A 17,657-nucleotide genomic window follows, 5' to 3' on the forward strand; every position below is an offset into this window, starting at 1 on the left:
TTGTGAAGTTGTGTGTTGATCCAACAGGGGGTACGGGTGCGTCCCCCGAGCAGTTCAGGCGGTTCAGGAATTGAGCGACTTCTTGATGAAATCGAGATCCAGCCTGAGCAGGGTGTCTATCACGCTCTCCTGTGTCACCAAGTGCGTGGCTCCTGGCAGCGGGAGCACGGTGTGCGGCCGGCCCGCGGCGAGCAGCGCCGCCGAGAACCGCAGCATGTGTGCGGGCGCCACATTGTCGTCGGCCATCCCATGGACGAGCATCAAGGGGCGCGTGAGCTTGTGGGCGTGCGCCACCAGGGAGCAGCGTTCGTAGTTCCCCGGCTGGACGTCCGGGTGGCCCATGAACCGCTCCTTCCAGTGCGTGTCGTACAGCCGCAGATCGGTCGGGGCCGCGCCCGCGACCGCCGCGTGGAACACGTCGGGCCGGTGCAGTACGGCCCCCGCCGCGAGATAGCCGCCGAAGGACCAGCCCCGGATGGCCACGCGTCCCGAGTCCAGTTCGGGGAAGAGCTCCGCGGCCGCGCGTACGGCGTCCGCCTGGTCCTCGATCACGGGCATGAGCTGATCCCCGTGGATGGCAGTCTCCCAGGCCCGGTCGCGCCCCGGCGTCCCCCGTCCGTCGACGCACAGCACCGCGAAACCCTGGTCGGCGAACCACTGGTTCACGGCGTGGTGCCAGGCGGCGGCCTTCACGACCTTCTGCGCGCCGGGCCCCGAGTACGAGTGCACGATCACGGGCAGACGGCCCGCCCCCGGTTCGTACGACGTCGGCAGGTACAGCGCCGCCCGCAGCTCCCGCTCGCCGAGGGTCAGGAAGCGGGGGCGCGGCTCGGTCACGGGCCGCTCGGCCAGCACCCGGATCCGCCCGGACGGTTCGCCGTCCCGCAACACCGTCACCGTCTGCCCGTCGAGGGTGGTGCTGTCCAGGACGACGGTGTCGCCCCCGAAGACGGCGCGGTGCACGCCCGGCTCTTCGGTGAGCCGCTCGAAGCCCTTGTCCGGGTCGTACGACCAGACGTGCACCTCGGTCGGCTCCTCGGACGCCGTGAAGCAGAGCCGGTCGCCCACCACGGCGAGCAGTTCGTGGACGTACATGCCCTCCGGAGTGCGCACCCCGGTCCCGGTCATCAGCAGTCCGCGCGAGCCCTCCTGCGTGGTGACGACCAGGCCGGCGGTGGCGGTGGCAGCCGGCGTTCCCGGTACGAACTCCAGCCAGGCGGCGTCCCGGAGGTGATGGAGCGTCGTCGTCGTACCCGTCCAGGGATCTATCCGGAGCAGATACGCCGAGCGCTGGTCCCTGGTCTGCACGACGGCGGAGGGTTCGGTGTCGTCCCACGTCGCGTGCACGACGTACTCGAAGGCCGGGTCGGTCCACTCGCCGGCCGGATGCGGACCGGAGGCCTCCTTGGGGAGCCGTATGTCGACACGGTCGCCGTCGAGCCGCACCATGTGCAGCGACAGCTCGGCGTTGGCGGTGCCCGCGGCCGGGTACCGGATCGCGCGCGGCGGACGCGAGGGCTCGGCGGAATCGCTGATGTACCACTGCTGGACAGGTGAGTTGTCGACGCGTACCACCAGCAGCGCGTCCCCCTCCGGAGACCACCAGAACGACCGGGTACGGTCCAGCGACTCGGCCGAGACGTGGTCGGAGAGCCCGTACGTCACCTCCGGGCCCTCAGGCCTGGCCAGCGCGCGGTCGGCCGTGCCGTCGACGCGTACGACGCGGAGGGCGCCGTCACTCACGTACGCGATGCGGGAGCCGTCGGGGCTCGGGCGTGGGGCGACGACCGGGCCCGCCGTGGGGATCCGGCGCGGGACGCCCTCGTCCGTGCGTAGGACCCACAGGGCGCCCGAGAGTGCGAACACGACCAGGCGGACGGCCGCGTCGGTGGCGTACGAGACGATCCCCGCGCTCGTCTCGCGGGCCCGCTCGCGGCGGATCCGCTCGGCCTCCGGGACCTCCCCGTCGTCGCCGAGCGTCAGCGGGTCGGCGAGCAGCCGCTCCTCGCCGTTCTCGTAGAGCCAGAGCAGGCTCGTCGTGGAGCGGCCGCTCGTGGTGCGCAGGAAGAGGACGCGGTCGCCGTCCGGCGAGACGGTGAAGCCGCGCGGCACGCCGAGGGAGAAGCGTTTCGTGCGGGCGTACTGCAGGGGCAGGTCTTCTGCGGTCACAGGTGATCCCTTCGTGCGAGTGGACGGGGAACGCCCCAGTAACCTGGGGCGATGCTCAAGGAAGTCAGCGCGACCCGCTATGTCACGCCGTTGCGTGAGGGCGGCTCGCTGCCGGGGCTCGTCGAGGCGGACGATCTCGGAACGTACGTCATGAAGTTCACCGGCGCCGGACAGGGACGGAAAACCCTCGTCGCGGAGGTCGTATGCGGTGAACTCGCCCGTCGCCTGGGCCTGCGCGTACCCGGCCTGGTCACGATCGGGCTCGATCCGGTCATAGGACTCGGTGAACCGGACCAGGAAGTGCAGGAGTTGCTCAAGTCGAGCGGCGGGCTGAATCTCGGGATGGACTTCCTCTCCCGGGCGATCGGCTTCGACGCCCTCGCGCACCAGGTGAGCCCGGAAGAAGCCGGGAGGATCGTCTGGTTCGACGCGCTGGTCAACAATGTCGACCGATCGTGGCGGAACCCTAACATGCTGGTCCTGCACGGCGATCTGTGGCTCATCGACCACGGCGCCACCATGATCTGGCACCACAACTGGCCCGGCGCGAAGGCCTCCGCGGCCAAGCCGTACGACGCCTCCGACCACGCACTCGCGCCGTTCGGCCCCGACATCGCCTCCGCCGCCGCGGAGTTGGCGCCGCGTGTCACCGAGGAACTGCTCGCGGAGGTGACGGCGGCGATCCCGGAGGAGTGGCTGCGGGACGAGCCGGGGTTCGAGTCCACGGACGCGCTCAGGCGCGCGTACGCGGAGCCGCTCCTCGCCCGCGCCGCCACCGTTCACGAGCGCGTCCGCACGAGCCAGGAGGGCACGAAGTGAGCGAGCGCGACGGCCGTGATGTCTACGAGTACGCGCTGCTGCGGGTCGTGCCGCGCGTCGAGCGGGGGGAGTACTTCAACGCGGGCGTGCTCGTGTACTGCCGCGCGAAGTCCTTCGTGGCCGCCCACACCCATCTCGACGAGACCAAGCTGCGGGTCCTCGACCCCGAGGCGGACGCGGCAGGGGTCCGGGCCGCTCTGCGCGCCGTCGAGGGCGTCTGCGCCGGGGGGGCCGCGGCGGGTCAGGCCGCGCGCGACGACGCCGGCCGGCGCTTCCGCTGGCTGATCGCGCCCCGCTCCACGGTCGTCCAGCCGGGGCCCGTGCACACCGGCCTCACGGCTGATCCCGCCGCCGAGGCGGTGCGGCTGCTCGACCTGCTGGTCAGGTAATGGATCACACCGGCCGAGCAGGCCGTTGACACTGGGTGCCAAGGCTTCTAGCGTCACGTCTGCTGAAGGTACTAAGCGGTCGCTCACCAGAGGGGCGTACCGTGAGAGCCGCAGGTTTGGTCTTTCAAGGGCTTCCCAAGGGCGAGGAGAACCAGCAATGTCCACCTCAGAGCAGCGCGTCGCCGTAGTCACCGGTGCCGCGCGCGGCATCGGCGCCGCGACCGCCGTACGACTGGCCGCCGAGGGCCGCGCCGTCGCGGTGATCGACCTCGACGAGGCCGCGTGCAAGGACACCGTGGAGAAGATCACCGCCGCCGGCGGCAGGGCGATCGCGGTGGGCGCCGACGTCTCCGACGAGGCGCAGGTCGAGGCCGCCGTGGCGCGGGTCGCCGAGGAGCTCGGGGCGCCGACGATCCTGGTGAACAACGCGGGCGTGCTCCGTGACAACCTGCTGTTCAAGATGAGCGTGTCGGACTGGGACACGGTCCTGAACGTGCACCTGCGCGGCTCCTTCCTGATGACGCGGGCCGTCCAGAAGTACATGGTGGACGCCAAGTTCGGCCGTGTCGTCAACCTCTCCTCCTCCTCGGCCCTCGGCAACCGCGGCCAGGTCAACTACTCCGCCGCCAAGGCCGGTCTCCAGGGCTTCACCAAGACGCTCGCCTTCGAGCTCGGCAAGTTCGGCGTCACCGCGAACGCCGTCGCGCCCGGCTTCATCGTCACCGACATGACCGCCGCCACCGCCGAGCGGGTCGGCATGGGCTTCGAGGAGTTCCAGGCCGCGGCCGCCACCCAGATCCCGGTCCAGCGCGTCGGCAACCCGGACGACATCGCCAACGCGATCGCCTTCTTCACGGGCGACGCGGCCGGCTTCGTCTCCGGCCAGGTGCTGTACGTGGCCGGCGGACCGCTCAACTAGGGCCGGGGGACAGGGACATGAGCACTGTGGAACTCTCGGGCAAGGTAGCCCTCATCACCGGCGCGAGCCGCGGCATCGGCTACGGCGTCGCAGAGGCGCTGCTCGCCCGCGGCGACCGGGTGTGCATCACCGGCCGCAACGAGGACGCGCTCAAGGAAGCCGTCGAGACGCTCGGCGCCGACCGCGTGATCGGCGTCGCGGGCAAGGCCCACGACGAGGCCCACCAGGCCATCGCCGTCGAGCGCACCATGGAGGCGTTCGGCCGCGTCGACTTCCTGATCAACAACGCGGGTACGAACCCGGTGTTCGGGCCGATCGCCGACCTCGACCTCAACGTGGCACGCAAGGTGTTCGAGACCAACGTCGTCTCCGCGCTCGGCTTCGCCCAGCGGACGTGGAAGGCGTGGCAGAGCGAGAACGGCGGCGCGATCGTCAACATCTCCTCGCTCGCGGGCGTCCAGGCCTCGCCGTTCATCGGGGCGTACGGCATCAGCAAGGCCGCGATGATCAACCTGACCCTTCAGCTGGCCCACGAGTTCGCGCCCAAGGTGCGGGTCAACTCCATCGCGCCCGCCGTCGTCAAGACGCAGTTCGCCAAGGCCCTGTACGAGGGCCGCGAGGGGGAGGCGGCCGCGGGCTACCCCCTCGGCCGGCTCGGCGTACCGTCGGACATCGGCGGCACCGCCGCGTTCCTGACCTCGGAACAGTCGGACTGGATCACCGGGCAGACGCTGGTGGTCGACGGCGGGAAGTTCCTCAACGCGGGAGTCTGACAACGGACCGCATCATGGACGCCCGGGCGGCTTGGCCGAAAATCGCCCGGGCGTCCACCTGCGAGGGGCGCCACCAGGAAGGACACCGTTCCGGCACGTTCCGCCATTTCTGCTGATCAAGGGCCTTGCCAGTGTGAAGGCCCATGCGGCCGGGCGCTGCGGTATCGTGCGCCCACCCTTGTGGTATGGCCGATCGAGGAGTGTGCGCGTGTTCAAGCGGGACAGATACCTGCGTCAGATGGGGGCGATCACGTCCATATCCCTGGTCGCCGGATGCGGAATCTTCTCCTCGGACTCTTCCGACGAGGGGAAGTCGATCCTCGTGGGGACGACCAGTGAGCCCAGCACACTGGATCCGGCGGCCTCCTGGGACAACTCGTGGGAGCTGTTCCGCAACGTCCACCAGACCCTCCTGAACTTCCCCACCGGCGCGTCCGAGCCCGAACCCGACGCCGCCGAGAGCTGCCAGTTCACCGACGGTGCGAGCACCGTGTACAGCTGCAAGCTGCGCGAGGGGCTGAAGTTCTCCAACGGCAACACGCTTGACGCGAAGGCCGTCAAGCACTCCATCGACCGGATCAAGAAGATCAACGTCAACGGCGGCCCCGCCGGTCTGCTGAACAGCCTCTCCCGGGTCGAGGCGAAGGGCGACCAGGAGGTCGTCTTCCACCTGAACCAGCCCGACGCGACGTTCCCCTTCGTGCTCTCCACGCCCGCCATGTCGATCGTGGACCCCGAGGACTATCCCGCGAACGCGCTCCGCAAGGACGGCAAGGTCACCGGCTCGGGGCCGTACAGCCTGGAGTCCTACGAAGAGGGCAAGCAGGCCGAGCTCGTCAAGAACGGCAACTACAAGGGCATCGCGGACCGGAAGAACAACGCCGTCACCATCCGCTACTTCCAGGAGTCGGCCGCGATGGCCGACGCTCTCAGGGACAAGCAGATCGACGTCGTCTACCGCGGTCTGCGCGCCTCGGACATCGTGGACATCCAGGACAACAGCGGGGACGAGGGTCTCCAGCTCGTCGAGAACCCCACCACCGAGATCAGCTACCTGGTGTTCAACCCCAAGGACCCGTGGGCCAAGAAGGTCTCCGTCCGCAAGGCGATCGCCCAGATCGTCGACCGGCCCGCGCTCGCCCACAACATCTACAAGGACACCGTCGAGCCGCTGTACTCGATGATCCCCAAGGGCCTGGTCGGCCACACCACGGGCTTCTTCGACGACTTCGGGAACCCCAGCTCCGCCAAGGCCAAGCAGATCCTGGCGGAGGACGGCATCACCGAGCCCGTCCCGCTCACCCTCTGGTACACGACCGACCGCTACGGCTCCCAGACCAAGCCGGCCTTCGAGGAGCTCAAGCGGCAGCTGGAGGAATCCGACCTGTTCAAGGTCACGCTCAAGAGCCGCCCCTGGAAGACGTACGTCGGCGGTTACCAGAAGGGCGAGTACCCGGTCTTCGGGCGCGGCTGGTTCCCCGACTTCCCGGACGCCGACAACTTCATCGCGCCCTTCGTGGGCGAGCAGAACGCGCTCGGCACGCCGTACGACACCCCTGAGATCACCGGCAAGCTGATACCCGACTCGCGCCGGGAGAGCGACCGCGGGGCGGTGGCCCCGGAGTTCGAGAAGGCCCAGCAGATCCTGCTGGACGACGCCCGTCTGCTGCCGCTGTGGCAGGGCAAGCAGCACGTCGCCGCGAACGAGGAGATCGGCGGCGCCGAGAACGCCATCGACCCGGCGACGATGATGGCGATGTGGGAGCTGTACTGGAAGACCAGCTGGTAGGCCGGGCACTTGGGCACTCGGGCCCGATTGTCGGTGGGCGCCTGTAGGTTCTGTGCTCTGACGGTGGCCGCGCCTCGCGCGGCCGCCCATGGCCGCGTGCTCCGCGGCCGTGAAGTGAGCGCACACCGGAGGAAGTTGACGTGACCGACACCGCCATGCTGCCCGAGTCCTGGCGCGGCGTCCTGGGCGAAGAGCTCCAGAAGCCCTACTTCAAGGAGCTCACCGAGTTCGTCGAGGAGGAGCGCGAGAAGGGTCCCGTCTACCCTCCGCGCGAGGAGGTCTTCGCCGCACTCGACGCGACGCCGTACGAGAGCGTGAAGGTGCTCGTCCTCGGCCAGGACCCGTACCACGGCGAGGGCCAGGGCCACGGCCTGTGCTTCTCGGTCCGTCCGGGTGTGAAGACCCCGCCCTCGCTGCGCAACATCTACAAGGAGATGCAGGCGGAGCTGGGCACGCCGATCCCCGACAACGGCTATCTGATGCCGTGGGCCGAGCAGGGTGTCCTGCTGCTCAACGCGGTGCTGACGGTCCGCTCCGGTGAGGCCAACTCGCACAAGGGGAAGGGCTGGGAGAAGTTCACGGACGCGGTGATCCGGGCCGTGGCAGACCGGCCCGACCCGGCGGTCTTCGTCCTGTGGGGCAACTACGCGCAGAAGAAGCTCCCGCTCATCGACGAGGAGCGGCACATCGTGGTGAAGGGCGCGCACCCCTCGCCGCTGTCCGCGAAGAAGTTCTTCGGCTCGCACCCGTTTACGCAGATCAACGAGGCCGTCGCCAAGCAGGGCCACGAGCCGATCGACTGGCGGATCCCCGACCTGGGCTGACATCACACGTCACCGCGTCACCGCGACACGCGCCACGAGCTGCCGTCACGACCCGCCGTCACGAGGTTCGGCGGGTCGGTGGACCGTCCGTCACCGTCCTGGCCCAGTGGCGCGCGGGGCCCCCGGGGCTGCCTGAGCTCGATTGTCAGTGTCTGCCGTTAGCGTCGGGAGAGGTGACGGAACGACCGGCGCGGGCGCTGCGGCCGGCGGACGAGCGTGGAGGACGATCCGGTGGCGGAGCAACAGGAGCAGGCGGCGGCGGACGCGATGATGACCAGGATCGGGCAGGTCGCCATGCTCCTCCACGGCGGTGACCGCGAGGAGGCCCGGGGCCGCTTCCTGGACCTGTGGGCCGAGATCGGCGAGGACGGCGACGTGCTGCACCGCTGCACGCTCGCGCACTACATGGCCGACGCCCAGGACGACCCCTCGGACGAACTCGTCTGGGACCTGCGGGCCTTGTCGGCGGCGGACGCACTGACGGACGGGCGGATCACGGAGCACCCGCAGTCGCTCGCGGTGCGAGCCTTCTATCCCTCCCTGCATCTGAGCCTCGCCGTCGACTACGCGAACCTGGGCCGCGCCGAGGCCGCCCGCAGCCATCTGCGCCGGGCCCGCGACACCGTGGGCGTCCTCGGCGACGACGCGTACGGGGACGGTGTGCGGGCGGGCATCGGCCGCTTGGAGCTGAGACTCGACGAGGAGGGGTCGTCGGGAGGGGCGCCCGAACCGACGCCGGGCCAGACTCCGGGGCAGGGGAGAGGGCCGGGAGGCGAGACGCTGGGGCCGCCGCGGCAGCGGCCCTAGAAGCCGTGGCGTGGTTTTCCGGGCTTGTACGTCGCCCTGGTCCCGGCCTGTACGCCACCCCCGTTGACCGGCGTCCCGTCGGTCAACGTCCGTACACGTCCTTACAGATGGTCGCCTGCGGGCTGTCCGGGTTCCAGCCGCCGTACTGCCGGCCCAAGGCGCACACATCCGTGCCCACCGGAGCCGTGGCCCTGGGCTGACGGGGGACCGCGGGGTGCTCGGGCCGCTGCTGCTCCGGGTGCCGCGGTGGATCGGCCGGGGCGCGACGGGGAGGAGCCGCCGGGGCCGCGGCGGGTGCCGAAGGTGCCGTACGGCGGGGTGTGGACGCGGGTGCCGACGGGCGCCGGGACGGGCCGATCATCTCCAGGGCCTCCCGGGCCGGCGCCTGCACGATCTGGGGCTCGGCCCTGCCGTCCGGGCGGGGTTCCGAGGCCGGGGCAGGTCCGGACGGGGCGCCCGGAGCGAGCGGTCGCTGGACGGTCACACAGCCGGAGACGGCCGAGACAGCCACGGTGACCAGGAGCGTTGCGGTGGTCGCGGTTCGATGCACCCGCGCAACTCTGCTGTGTCCGCCCCCATTTGGGGAGCTGACAAGCGGAGGATGCCCCGCATGGGTGAACGGTCGGCGCCCGAGCCCCGGTGGCCGGGCCCGATGGCCAACGGCCCCGTCGACCCATGTGCGCCCCGGTCGCCCGGCACCCCGCCGACCCGTGTGCGCCTCAGTCGCCCGTGACCCCGTCGATCCGCTCGCGGACAAGGTCGGCGTGACCGTTGTGGCGCGCGTACTCCTCGATCATGTGGGTGTATATCCACCGCAGGTTGAAGGGCTTGTCGGAGTACCTGCTTCTGCCTTCGGACAGGTCGTCGAGCGTGAAGCGGGCCGCGTTCTGCCGGGCGACCCCGATCTCCCGCTGCCAGGTGCCGTACGCCTCCTCCCAGGTGTCCTCCTCGGTGAGGTGGAACTCGCCGTCGCGGTCCTCGTCGCTGTAGTAGATCGGCCCGGGGTCGTCGCCCGCGAGCACCTTGCGGAACCAACTGCGCTCGACCTCCGCCATGTGCCGGACGAGCCCGAGCAGGGAGAGTTCGGACGGCGGCACCGAGGCGGTCCTGAGCTGGGCGTCGTCCAGGTCCTGGCACTTCCACGCGAGGGTTTCGCGGTGGTAGTCGAGCCAGCCCTCCAGCATGGCTCGTTCGCCGGCGTCGATCGCGGGTTCGTTGCGTTCAATGGTCATGCCCGCATCATCGCGGAGGGCCGAGCGGCGGCCCAATCCTTTCGGGGCCGTGCCGCCTGCTGCCGCTTGCGGGCCGTGCCGCCTGCTGCGAGGGGTCAGCTCCGCAGCATGCCCTCCAGGACCTCGCGCAGCCCGGCCCGGACCTCGCCGAGGGACGGCACGTCCGCGTGGTACGAACCCGCCGCGCACGAGAACATCAGGCCGTCCGCCCAGGCCACCAGCGACAGCACATGCCGTGCCGGATCCCGTGAACCCGCCGCCGTCAGCATCCCGGTGAGCGCGTCCCGGAACTGCCGCCCGGTGGCGTCGAAGAACTCCCGCAGCTCCGGCCGACGTGTCGCCTCCAGCGCCAACTCGTAGCGGGCGATCAGCAGTTCGCGGTTTCCGGTGAGTGAGCGATGCACCGCCAGAGCCATTCCTTCCGCCAGGGAGTCGAGCCCGCCCCGCGGATCCGGCATCTCTTCCAGGCCGAGCACCCGCGCCTCGCGCTCCGCGAGCCGCCGCACCGCCGCCTCCAGCAGGGCGAGCCTGGTCCGGGCGAGATTGGACGTGGACCCCGGTGGAAGTCCGGCCGCCGCGTCGACGGCGCGGTGGGTGAGACCGCGCATGCCGCGCTCGGCGAGCAGGTCGAGGGCGGTGTCGGCGATGAGATCGGCGCGGGCCGCGCCGGTGCTGCGTACGGGCATGACAGCCAACCTACCCTCGCAACTACATCTGTAGTACGGTCGAGTGGTCCGGTTACTACAGGTGTAGTGACCGGAGGGGGACGTCAGAGTCGCCGGATTCGGCGGAGTCGCCGGACCGGCCGAATCGTCGGGATCGTTGGAGGAGCCATGGCACAGTCACCGCGCGCCGTCGTCGTGGGCGGCGGCATCGGGGGTCTCACCGCGGCGGTGGCGCTGCACCGGCGCGGCTGGCGGGTCACCGTCCTGGAGCGGGCCGGTTCGCTGGAACCCGTCGGCGCCGGCATCTCCCTCGCGCCCAACTCCCTGCGCGCCCTCGACGTCATCGGTCTCGGCGACGAGATCCGTGACCTCGCCGCCTGGCAGGGCGACGGAGGACTGCGGACCCCGGGCGGCCGCTGGCTCTCGCGGACCAGCACCGCCGCCCTGGCCGAACGCTTCGGCGGCCCGCTGGTCCTGCTGCACCGGGCCACACTCATCAAGAGCCTGGCCGCACAGCTCCCCGAGGGCACCGTGCGCACCACGGCCGAGGCGGCCCTGGCGGATCCCGGTGACGACGACCGCCCCGCCCGTGTCAGCACCCCCGACGGCGAGCTGGAGGCCGAACTGGTCGTCGGCGCCGACGGCATCCGCTCCGCCGTTCGCCTGGAGCTGTTCCCGGACCACCCGGGCCCGGTCTACTCCGGGTTCACCACCTGGCGGGTCGTGATCCCGGTGCCCGGAGCGGACTTCGCCTCGCACGAGACGTGGGGCCGGGGCCGTATCTGGGGCACGCATCCGCTCAAGGACGGCAGGGTGTACGCGTACGCCGCGGCCCGCGTTCCCGGCGGAGGCCGGGCGACCGACGACGAACGGGCCGAACTCGTCCGGCTCTTCGGCGACTGGCACGACCCGATCCCCGCCGTCATCGACGCCGCGCGCCCCGAGGACGTCCTGCGCCACGACGTCCACCACATCGCCGAGCCCCTGCCCGCCTTCCACGCCGGCCGGGTCGCGCTGATCGGCGACGCGGCGCACGCCATGCCGCCGACCCTGGGACAGGGCGGCAACCAGGCCATCGAGGACGCGATCGTGCTCGCACATCACGCCGGTCCGCGTACGGCCCCGCTCGACGCGGGCCTCGCCGCGTACACGGCGGCACGCAAACCGCGTACGACCGCCATCGCCCGCAAGGCGGTCCAGGTCGCCCGTCTCAACATGATGCGCAGCCGTCCCGGCATGGTCCTGCGCAATGCCGCGGTCGCCGCGGTGTCGAAGGCCGGACCCGGCCTCTTCCTGCGGAGTTTCGACGGAATCGCCGACTGGCGGCCGCCGCAGGCGCCGTATGCTTCCGAGGAGACACGGGTGAGCACGCCCTAGACAAGTCGGTTCCGCGGAGGAGACCCCTGTGAAGGTCGGCTGCATCGGACTCGGAGACATCGCGCAGAAGGCCTATCTGCCGGTGCTCACCACCCGGCCGGGGCTCGAACTGCATCTGCACACGCGGACGCCCGCCACCCTCACCAGGGTCGCCGACAGCCTCAACCTGCCGGCCGGGCAGCGTCACACCGACCTCTCCGAGCTGCTCGCGCAGGACCTCGACGCGGCGTTCGTGCACGCGCCCACACACGCGCACCTCGAGATCGTGACCCGTCTCCTCGAAGCGGGCGTCGCCACATATGTCGACAAGCCGATCGCGTACGAACTCGCCGACTCCGAACGCCTGGTGAAGCTCGCGGAGGAGCGGAACACCAGCCTGGCCGTCGGCTTCAACCGGCGCTACGCACCCGGGTACGCGCAGTGCGCCGACCACCCGCGCGAGCTGATCCTGATGCAGAAGAACCGCATCGGCCTGCCGGAACAGCCCCGCACGATGATCCTCGACGACTTCATCCACGTCGTGGACACCCTGCGGTTCCTGGCGCCGGGACCGGTCGACGACGTGACCGTGCGGGCCCGGGTCGAGGGCGGACTGCTGCACCACGTCGTGCTCCAGCTCGCCGGGGAGGGGTTCACCGCGCTCGGCGTGATGAACCGGCTGAGCGGCTCGAACGAGGAGATCCTCGAAGTCTCCGGGCAGGACACCAAGCGTCAGGTCGTCAACCTCGCCGAGGTCATCGACCACAAGGGCCAGCCGACGATACGCCGGCGCGGCGACTGGGTGCCGGTGGCCCGGCAGCGCGGCATCGAGCAGGCCGTGCTCGCGTTCCTCGACGCGGTGCGCGCGGGCAAGGTGCTCAGCGCCCGGGACGCGCTGGCGACCCATGAGCTGTGCGAGCGGGTGGTACGCGCGGTGACGGACCGGCCCGCCTGACCCGCAACGACCGGGCACCGTCCGTGGCGCCCAGGACGGCCAGGATCAGCAGCGCCGCGTACACCGGCCACTCGCCGAACCGCGCGTACGGGGTGACACCGTGTGCCAGCGGCACGTCGTACACCTCCGAGGCGCTGGCATCGGTGCCGAGCCAGGAGCCGACGCGCTCACCGCTCGGGCCGTAGACCGCGGAGACGCCGGTGAGCGTCGCGTGCACCATCGGCCGGCCCGTCTCGGCGGCCCGCAGCGCCGCCAGCGACGCGTGCTGCTCGGGCGCCCAGCTCTGCTGGAACGACGAGGTCGCCGACTGCGCGAGCAGCAACTCGGCGCCGTCCCGCGCGAGATGACGGCTCATGTCGGGGAACGCCGACTCGAAACAGACCATCGGGCCGATCCGCAGTCCGTCCCCGACGTTCATCACGACCTGCTCGCCGCCGCGCATACGGTCCTCGCCCGCCGCCTTGCCCACGGACGTGGCCCAGCCGAGGAGGGAACGGGCCGGAACGTACTCGCCGAAGGGCACGAGGCGCATCTTGTCGTAGCGGTCGCCGGTCGGCCCCTCGGGCCCAACGAGCACCGAGCTCTTGTATATGCCGGGCCGGTCGGAGCGGCGCGCGTCCACGTTGACCAGGATATCCGCGTCCACCTCGCGGGAGAGCGCGGCGAGCCGGTCCGCGAGGTCGGGCCGGTCGGCGAGGTCGAAGCCGACACTGCTCTCGCCCCACACCACGAGATCCACGTCCTGCCCGGCCAGCTGCCGGGTGAGCGCCTCCTCGCGCGCGAACCGCTTCTCCGCGCCGCCGACTCCGTCGATCACGCCGGGCTGCACGACGGCGATCCGGACCCGGCCGTCGACGTCCGGCCGTGGGGACCACACCCAGGCCGCCGAGGTGGCCGCGGCCGTGGCGACCAGCCCGGCGAGTGCGGGGACACGGGACTGCCGTACGGCGACGAGGACGGCGACCGCGACGTTCACGGCGACGAGCAGGAAGCTCAGCAGCCACACCCCGCCCACCGAGGCCAGCCGCAGCGCGGGCTCCACATCCCACTGGCTCGATCCGAGCAGACCCCAGGGGCCGCCCAACCCCTCCCAGGAGCGCACGAGTTCGACCATCAGCCAGGCGGAGGGCAGCACGAACAGGGCGGAGGCGATCTGGCCCGCCGAGGGAACACCGGCCAGGAATCTGCGTGTCAGCCAGCCCCACGGTGCCCAGAGCGCGCCGAGCAGCGCCGCTATCACGAGCGTGAAGACATGCAGGCTCGGCAGCAGCCAGTGGTGCACGGCCAGCATGAAACCGAGCCCGCCGAGCCAGCCGTCGTACGCCGCCCGCCGGGCCGTCGGAGCCGAGCGGACGAGCAGGATCCACGGCACCAGCGCGACATACGCGAACCACCACAGGGACGGCGCCGGGAAGCTGAGCATCGGCAGGGCGCCGGCGAGCACGGCCGCGATGCCCCGCCACCAGGGGGAGTCGAGGCGTCGGCGCCAGTCAGCGGCGGACAGCTTCATGCAGCGCCTCCCTCGACCCCCGAAGCACGGTGCGTGACTCCAGTGTGCGCGCACCGGGACGATCTCCGTAAGGGGGCATCCGCACAGGTGGGCACGCGCCGAGGCAGGCTATCCGCCGGGGTGGGCATGGGCCGGAGCGGGGCCTTCGCCGGGGAGGACCCGCACGCGAACGGGCCGGCCGTGCGCTCCCGTGGGCTCAGTGGGCGGCGGGTTCCTGCTGCGCCTGCGTGACCCGGCGCCACTTCTCGTGGACGACCACCTCACGCAGCCGCCAGCCGTTGTACGTCCGCACCAGCCCGAAGTCGTACCGGCCGCCGCACACGAAGTCGGGTTCCGTCGATCCGCCGTCGCCTCCCGCGAACCGCATCGGATTGACGTAGTCCGCCTGGATCCGGGCCGTGTCGCCCGTGTCCTGCTCCAGCGCCCCGAACCGTACCCGCCGGTTCACGATCAGATGCTGCCGCATCGGGAACAGCTCCATGGTCTGCGCGAGCCATCCGGCGATCTGCCCCGCGTCCCCCTCGATACCGCCCGCCGACCGGTAGTCCGCCCGCCCGTCCGGCGCGAACAGTCCGCGGTACGCCTCCCAGTCCCCGTCGTCGACCGCCACCGCGTACTCGGTGACCAGTCCGTCGACCGCGAGCCGGTCCATTACCGTAGCCAGTTCCACGCGCTGCGTCATCGGCTCAGTGTTGGCCACGGGGAGGTCGGCGCCAAGGGGCGTGCAGTGATATTCACCGGTCGTGCGCCGTATGGACGTACGGATCCGGTTCCCGTCGACGATCAGCGGCTCTCTCCGGCGCTGAGAAGATCGGCATGGTCGCGGGTCTGCTCCGACGCGTCGCGGTGCCAGTCGGCCTGGATGCGGTGTTCCTCCGCCAAGGAGGGCTCGGCGGTGACGAGTTGGTCGTACACGGCGGCGATCTCGTCGTGCACCGTCGCGATGGCGAGGCGGTTGGCGCGCACGGCGTCCGCGTGCCCGCGGTGGGTGGCGAGCATCACGAAGGTGTCGCCCACGACGGTCGAGGGCGCCGCGGGCCCCTGGGCGTGCAGCGTGCCGTACTCGTCGTTCAGCCGCTGGGCCTGCGTGTCCAGGTCCGTGCGGCGGGTGTGCAGTGCGGAGCCCCGGGTGCGCAGGCTGGCCTCGTAGGCGTGCGAGCCGGGGAAGCGGACAGCGTCCAGGCCCGAGGTGATCGCGTGCGGCCGGTCCGGGCGCAGCACGGCGTACCGGACATCCGCCTCCGCCGTCACTTCGAGCGTCTTCAGGTGGGGCGGCAGGGCGCTGCGCCCGGTGGCCGCCCAGGCGTGGACGTCGCCGTACCACTTCTCATGGGCGGACTGTCGGGTGATGCCGGCTGCGTCGCCGATCTGGTTCCACGTCGTGCCGCGCTCGCGCTCGGCGACGACCGCCTCCCGTACGACGTCCTCCGCGCGGCGCTGCAGCTCGAGCGCCACGCGGAGCAGGTCTCCGGGGGCGGGGTCGGGCTCGACCGGCACGGCGTCGAGGGTGGCGTCGGCCAGTTGGCGGAGCGTCAGGGCGAGGGCGACGCGGGACTCGTCGCGGGGAGACAGCCTGTGCAGCTCGTCCGGGGCCGGAGCGGAGGAGGCGTCCGCGGTGTCGGTCATGCCGCGAAGATATCCCGACATTCTGTCCTTGTCAGGGAAAGCCTGACGAGTCTTGTCGTCGCCCAACGCTCAGGCCGGTCAAGGTCGTTGGTCGGGAGGGTGCCAGGGCCGGGTTGCAACCGGCCGTTGGCGGGCGATGGATGCGAGGCAGGGGGAACCCTTGCTGTTGGCGGGAGCAGGTGGTCCTGGGCGGGCGACCGGTGGTCGGCGGCCGACCCTGACGACGGGCCTGACGGCGGCAGTCGGGGCGGGGCGCCCTGTCGGAGTCCGTACCGCCTGAGTCCGTCTGTCCGGCGTCCGTACCGCCGGAGTCCGTCCGTCGCCCGCACGCCCGGCGGTGATCCGCCGGAAGTCGACGCGTCCGGGGTTCACCCGCCCCGGAGCCTCACACTCCGGACCTCACGCCGCCTTGATGACCTCATCGCGTATCGCCGCGGCCCACTGCACGACCAGCAGTTCGTACTCGGCCCTCTCCTGGGCCGACAGAGAACCGCCGGCGCGTATCCATAACGCGCGGATCTGCTCATTCAGCGCGGCAGCAGACCGCGCGGAACCAGGGCTCACGGAATTGGGGGACATGCGCACAAGCGTAGGGCCAAGGACTGACAGTGCGCTACCAAACGGCTACCCATGCAGTATGTGGTTGGTCACGCCAAAAACGTTTGAGGGTCGACGGGTTGGGAAGAGAGCCGGCCCTCGCTCCGTGTCACCGCTGCTCGGCCCAGGTGCGGGACCAGTCGAGCAGGGGTCCCATCGCCGTCACCAGATCCTCGCCGAGGGGTGTGAGGCGCCAGGTCGTCTCGTCCGTGGGCGCCGCGACACCCGCCTCGCGGAGGTCGGTGAGGCGGGCGGACAGGACGCTGGACGACATGGCGTCGCAGCGGCGCTGGAGGTCGCGGAAACCGATAGGCGCTCCGCTCAGGTGGAGTTCCCAGATCACGCGGAGCGTCCAGCGGCGGCCCAGGAGGTCCATCGCGGCCATGACGGGACGGCCGGTGGCCGAACCGCGCACGGGCCGACCGGGACGGGGTGCCGTGCCCAAGATGCCCTCCCTCCCCGTCGGTTGCCTCGCCACGACCCGTGGCCCTTGGCGCGCTCGCAGTGTCAGGGCGCGCCTCGGCGAACCGGCGACCGTTCCTCACCGAACCGACAACTGCCGGCGCGTTCCTTTGCGTTCCCACCCTTGCGCTTCGATTTCAGAAGCGCAAGAGTCGGCAGGCATGAAGCAACGCATCGAGGGCGTCACGCCGCCCTACGACCCCGAGTCCGAACGCGAGTTGCGCCGCTGGATGCCGCCCGGCGTCACCCACGAACCCCTGATGCTCTTCAAGATCCTGCAACGCCACCCCGACCTCGCCTCCCGTATGCGGACCCTCGGCGCGGGCCTGCTCGTCCACGGCCGGCTCTCCGACACCGACCGCGAGTTGGTCATCGCCAGGGTCGCGGCCCGCTGCGGCTGCGCGTACGAGTGGGGCGTCCACATGGCCGCGTACGCCGAAGCCTCCGGTCTGGATCCGGAGCGGATTCCCCTGACGGTGACCGGGACCCCGGCCGATCCGGCCTGGACACCACGCCAGGGAGCCCTGCTCCGGGCCGTGGACGAACTCCATGACACGGCCCGTCTGTCGGACGACGGCTGGACCGCCCTCCGCGCCCATCTCGACGAACTCGAAGCCCTGGAGTTCCTCGTCCTGGCGGGCTGGTACCGCACCATCGCGTACGTGGCCAACGGGCTGGAGATCGAACAGGAGCCATGGGCGCGGGCGTTCCCGGAGGGGTGAGCCGGGCCGGGGCCGCGGAACCCCGCGGATAATCGAGTGCCCC

The 17,657-nt window shown here is 71.0% G+C and carries 19 protein-coding genes; 10 read left to right on the forward strand and 9 right to left on the reverse strand.

Annotated features, from left to right (window positions below):
* Positions 1–63: 63 nt before the first annotated feature.
* Entirely contained in the window at positions 64–2,169 is a 2,106-nt protein-coding gene (locus OG718_RS43730; protein ID WP_328846753.1) for a prolyl oligopeptidase family serine peptidase, read from the reverse strand.
* Positions 2,170–2,220: 51 nt separating this feature from the next.
* On the opposite strand from OG718_RS43730, the gene OG718_RS43735 reads away from it, so the two are divergent.
* The 7 genes from OG718_RS43735 (at position 2,221) to OG718_RS43765 (ending at position 8,489) form a co-directional block, all read left to right on the forward strand.
* Positions 2,221–2,988, forward strand: a complete 768-nt coding sequence (locus OG718_RS43735) for a HipA family kinase (protein WP_328846754.1) — start codon at positions 2,221–2,223, stop codon at positions 2,986–2,988.
* Positions 2,985–3,377 carry a DUF3037 domain-containing protein gene (locus OG718_RS43740; RefSeq protein ID WP_328846755.1) on the forward strand — a complete coding sequence of 131 codons (393 nt, stop codon included), beginning with the start codon at positions 2,985–2,987 and terminating at the stop codon, positions 3,375–3,377. The genes OG718_RS43735 and OG718_RS43740 overlap by 4 nt, the downstream gene beginning before the upstream one ends.
* A 157-nt stretch (positions 3,378–3,534) precedes the next feature.
* On the forward strand, positions 3,535–4,296 hold the full coding sequence (gene fabG / locus OG718_RS43745) for a 3-oxoacyl-ACP reductase FabG (RefSeq protein ID WP_055618474.1): 762 nt from the start codon (positions 3,535–3,537) through the stop codon (positions 4,294–4,296).
* Positions 4,297–4,313: 17 nt separating this feature from the next.
* Positions 4,314–5,069 (forward strand): SDR family oxidoreductase, encoded by a 756-nt coding sequence (locus tag OG718_RS43750; protein WP_328846756.1) that lies wholly within the window; start codon positions 4,314–4,316, stop codon positions 5,067–5,069.
* Positions 5,070–5,277: 208 nt separating this feature from the next.
* Positions 5,278–6,858 carry an ABC transporter substrate-binding protein gene (locus OG718_RS43755; RefSeq protein ID WP_328846757.1) on the forward strand — a complete coding sequence of 527 codons (1,581 nt, stop codon included), beginning with the start codon at positions 5,278–5,280 and terminating at the stop codon, positions 6,856–6,858.
* A 140-nt stretch (positions 6,859–6,998) separates the two neighbouring features.
* Positions 6,999–7,682: a uracil-DNA glycosylase gene (locus OG718_RS43760; protein WP_328846758.1), complete on the forward strand. Its 684-nt coding sequence runs from the start codon at positions 6,999–7,001 to the stop codon at positions 7,680–7,682.
* A 231-nt stretch (positions 7,683–7,913) separates the two neighbouring features.
* On the forward strand, positions 7,914–8,489 hold the full coding sequence (locus OG718_RS43765) for a hypothetical protein (RefSeq protein WP_328846759.1): 576 nt from the start codon (positions 7,914–7,916) through the stop codon (positions 8,487–8,489).
* A gap of 82 nt (positions 8,490–8,571) precedes the next feature.
* Here OG718_RS43765 and OG718_RS43770 read toward each other — a convergent pair whose 3' ends face one another.
* The 3 genes from OG718_RS43770 to OG718_RS43780 form a co-directional block, all read right to left on the reverse strand.
* Entirely contained in the window at positions 8,572–9,039 is a 468-nt protein-coding gene (locus OG718_RS43770) for a hypothetical protein (protein ID WP_328846760.1), read from the reverse strand.
* A gap of 169 nt (positions 9,040–9,208) precedes the next feature.
* A complete protein-coding gene (locus OG718_RS43775) occupies positions 9,209–9,721 on the reverse strand; it encodes a DinB family protein (protein ID WP_328846761.1) in 513 nt (170 codons plus the stop codon).
* Between the two features lie 95 nt (positions 9,722–9,816).
* Positions 9,817–10,407, reverse strand: coding sequence for a TetR/AcrR family transcriptional regulator (locus OG718_RS43780; RefSeq protein ID WP_328846762.1), 591 nt, complete (start codon positions 10,405–10,407; stop codon positions 9,817–9,819).
* A gap of 147 nt (positions 10,408–10,554) precedes the next feature.
* On the opposite strand from OG718_RS43780, the gene OG718_RS43785 reads away from it, so the two are divergent.
* Together OG718_RS43785 and OG718_RS43790 are read left to right on the forward strand one after the other, a co-directional pair.
* Entirely contained in the window at positions 10,555–11,763 is a 1,209-nt protein-coding gene (locus tag OG718_RS43785; RefSeq protein WP_328846763.1) for an FAD-dependent monooxygenase, read from the forward strand.
* A gap of 28 nt (positions 11,764–11,791) precedes the next feature.
* Positions 11,792–12,697: a Gfo/Idh/MocA family protein gene (locus tag OG718_RS43790; protein ID WP_328846764.1), complete on the forward strand. Its 906-nt coding sequence runs from the start codon at positions 11,792–11,794 to the stop codon at positions 12,695–12,697.
* Here OG718_RS43790 and lnt read toward each other — a convergent pair.
* The 5 genes from lnt to OG718_RS43815 form a co-directional block, all read right to left on the reverse strand.
* Positions 12,621–14,207, reverse strand: coding sequence for an apolipoprotein N-acyltransferase (lnt, locus tag OG718_RS43795; RefSeq protein WP_328846765.1), 1,587 nt, complete (start codon positions 14,205–14,207; stop codon positions 12,621–12,623). The genes OG718_RS43790 and lnt overlap by 77 nt on opposite strands.
* A gap of 196 nt (positions 14,208–14,403) precedes the next feature.
* Positions 14,404–14,889 carry a nuclear transport factor 2 family protein gene (locus OG718_RS43800; RefSeq protein WP_143644328.1) on the reverse strand — a complete coding sequence of 162 codons (486 nt, stop codon included), beginning with the start codon at positions 14,887–14,889 and terminating at the stop codon, positions 14,404–14,406.
* 101 nt (positions 14,890–14,990) lie between these two features.
* A complete protein-coding gene (locus tag OG718_RS43805; RefSeq protein ID WP_328846766.1) occupies positions 14,991–15,833 on the reverse strand; it encodes a hypothetical protein in 843 nt (280 codons plus the stop codon).
* A gap of 399 nt (positions 15,834–16,232) precedes the next feature.
* Positions 16,233–16,412: a hypothetical protein gene (locus tag OG718_RS43810; protein ID WP_143644327.1), complete on the reverse strand. Its 180-nt coding sequence runs from the start codon at positions 16,410–16,412 to the stop codon at positions 16,233–16,235.
* Positions 16,413–16,539: 127 nt separating this feature from the next.
* The gene (locus OG718_RS43815; protein WP_398940233.1) at positions 16,540–16,878 is read right to left on the reverse strand and encodes a winged helix-turn-helix transcriptional regulator; all 339 of its coding nucleotides are present in this window, start codon (positions 16,876–16,878) and stop codon (positions 16,540–16,542) included.
* 175 nt (positions 16,879–17,053) lie between these two features.
* On the opposite strand from OG718_RS43815, the gene OG718_RS43820 reads away from it, so the two are divergent.
* On the forward strand, positions 17,054–17,614 hold the full coding sequence (locus OG718_RS43820) for a carboxymuconolactone decarboxylase family protein (protein WP_328846767.1): 561 nt from the start codon (positions 17,054–17,056) through the stop codon (positions 17,612–17,614).
* Positions 17,615–17,657: the final 43 nt, after the last annotated feature.

Origin of the sequence: Streptomyces sp. NBC_00258 (assembly GCF_036182465.1) — a bacterium.
Taxonomy (GTDB): domain Bacteria; phylum Actinomycetota; class Actinomycetes; order Streptomycetales; family Streptomycetaceae; genus Streptomyces.

Bases quoted from the DNA above. Each gene is read 5' to 3' on its own strand.
- OG718_RS43735 (WP_328846754.1), top strand. From the start codon at position 2,221: ATGCTCAAGGAAGTCAGCGCGACCCGCTATGTCACGCCGTTGCGTGAG.
- fabG (WP_055618474.1), top strand. From the start codon at position 3,535: ATGTCCACCTCAGAGCAGCGCGTCGCCGTAGTCACCGGTGCCGCGCGC.
- OG718_RS43750 (WP_328846756.1), top strand. From the start codon at position 4,314: ATGAGCACTGTGGAACTCTCGGGCAAGGTAGCCCTCATCACCGGCGCG.
- OG718_RS43775 (WP_328846761.1), bottom strand. From the start codon at position 9,721: ATGACCATTGAACGCAACGAACCCGCGATCGACGCCGGCGAACGAGCC.
- OG718_RS43780 (WP_328846762.1), bottom strand. From the start codon at position 10,407: ATGCCCGTACGCAGCACCGGCGCGGCCCGCGCCGATCTCATCGCCGAC.
- OG718_RS43785 (WP_328846763.1), top strand. From the start codon at position 10,555: ATGGCACAGTCACCGCGCGCCGTCGTCGTGGGCGGCGGCATCGGGGGT.
- lnt (WP_328846765.1), bottom strand. From the start codon at position 14,207: ATGAAGCTGTCCGCCGCTGACTGGCGCCGACGCCTCGACTCCCCCTGG.
- OG718_RS43800 (WP_143644328.1), bottom strand. From the start codon at position 14,889: ATGACGCAGCGCGTGGAACTGGCTACGGTAATGGACCGGCTCGCGGTC.
- OG718_RS43805 (WP_328846766.1), bottom strand. From the start codon at position 15,833: ATGACCGACACCGCGGACGCCTCCTCCGCTCCGGCCCCGGACGAGCTG.
- OG718_RS43810 (WP_143644327.1), bottom strand. From the start codon at position 16,412: ATGTCCCCCAATTCCGTGAGCCCTGGTTCCGCGCGGTCTGCTGCCGCG.
- OG718_RS43820 (WP_328846767.1), top strand. From the start codon at position 17,054: ATGAAGCAACGCATCGAGGGCGTCACGCCGCCCTACGACCCCGAGTCC.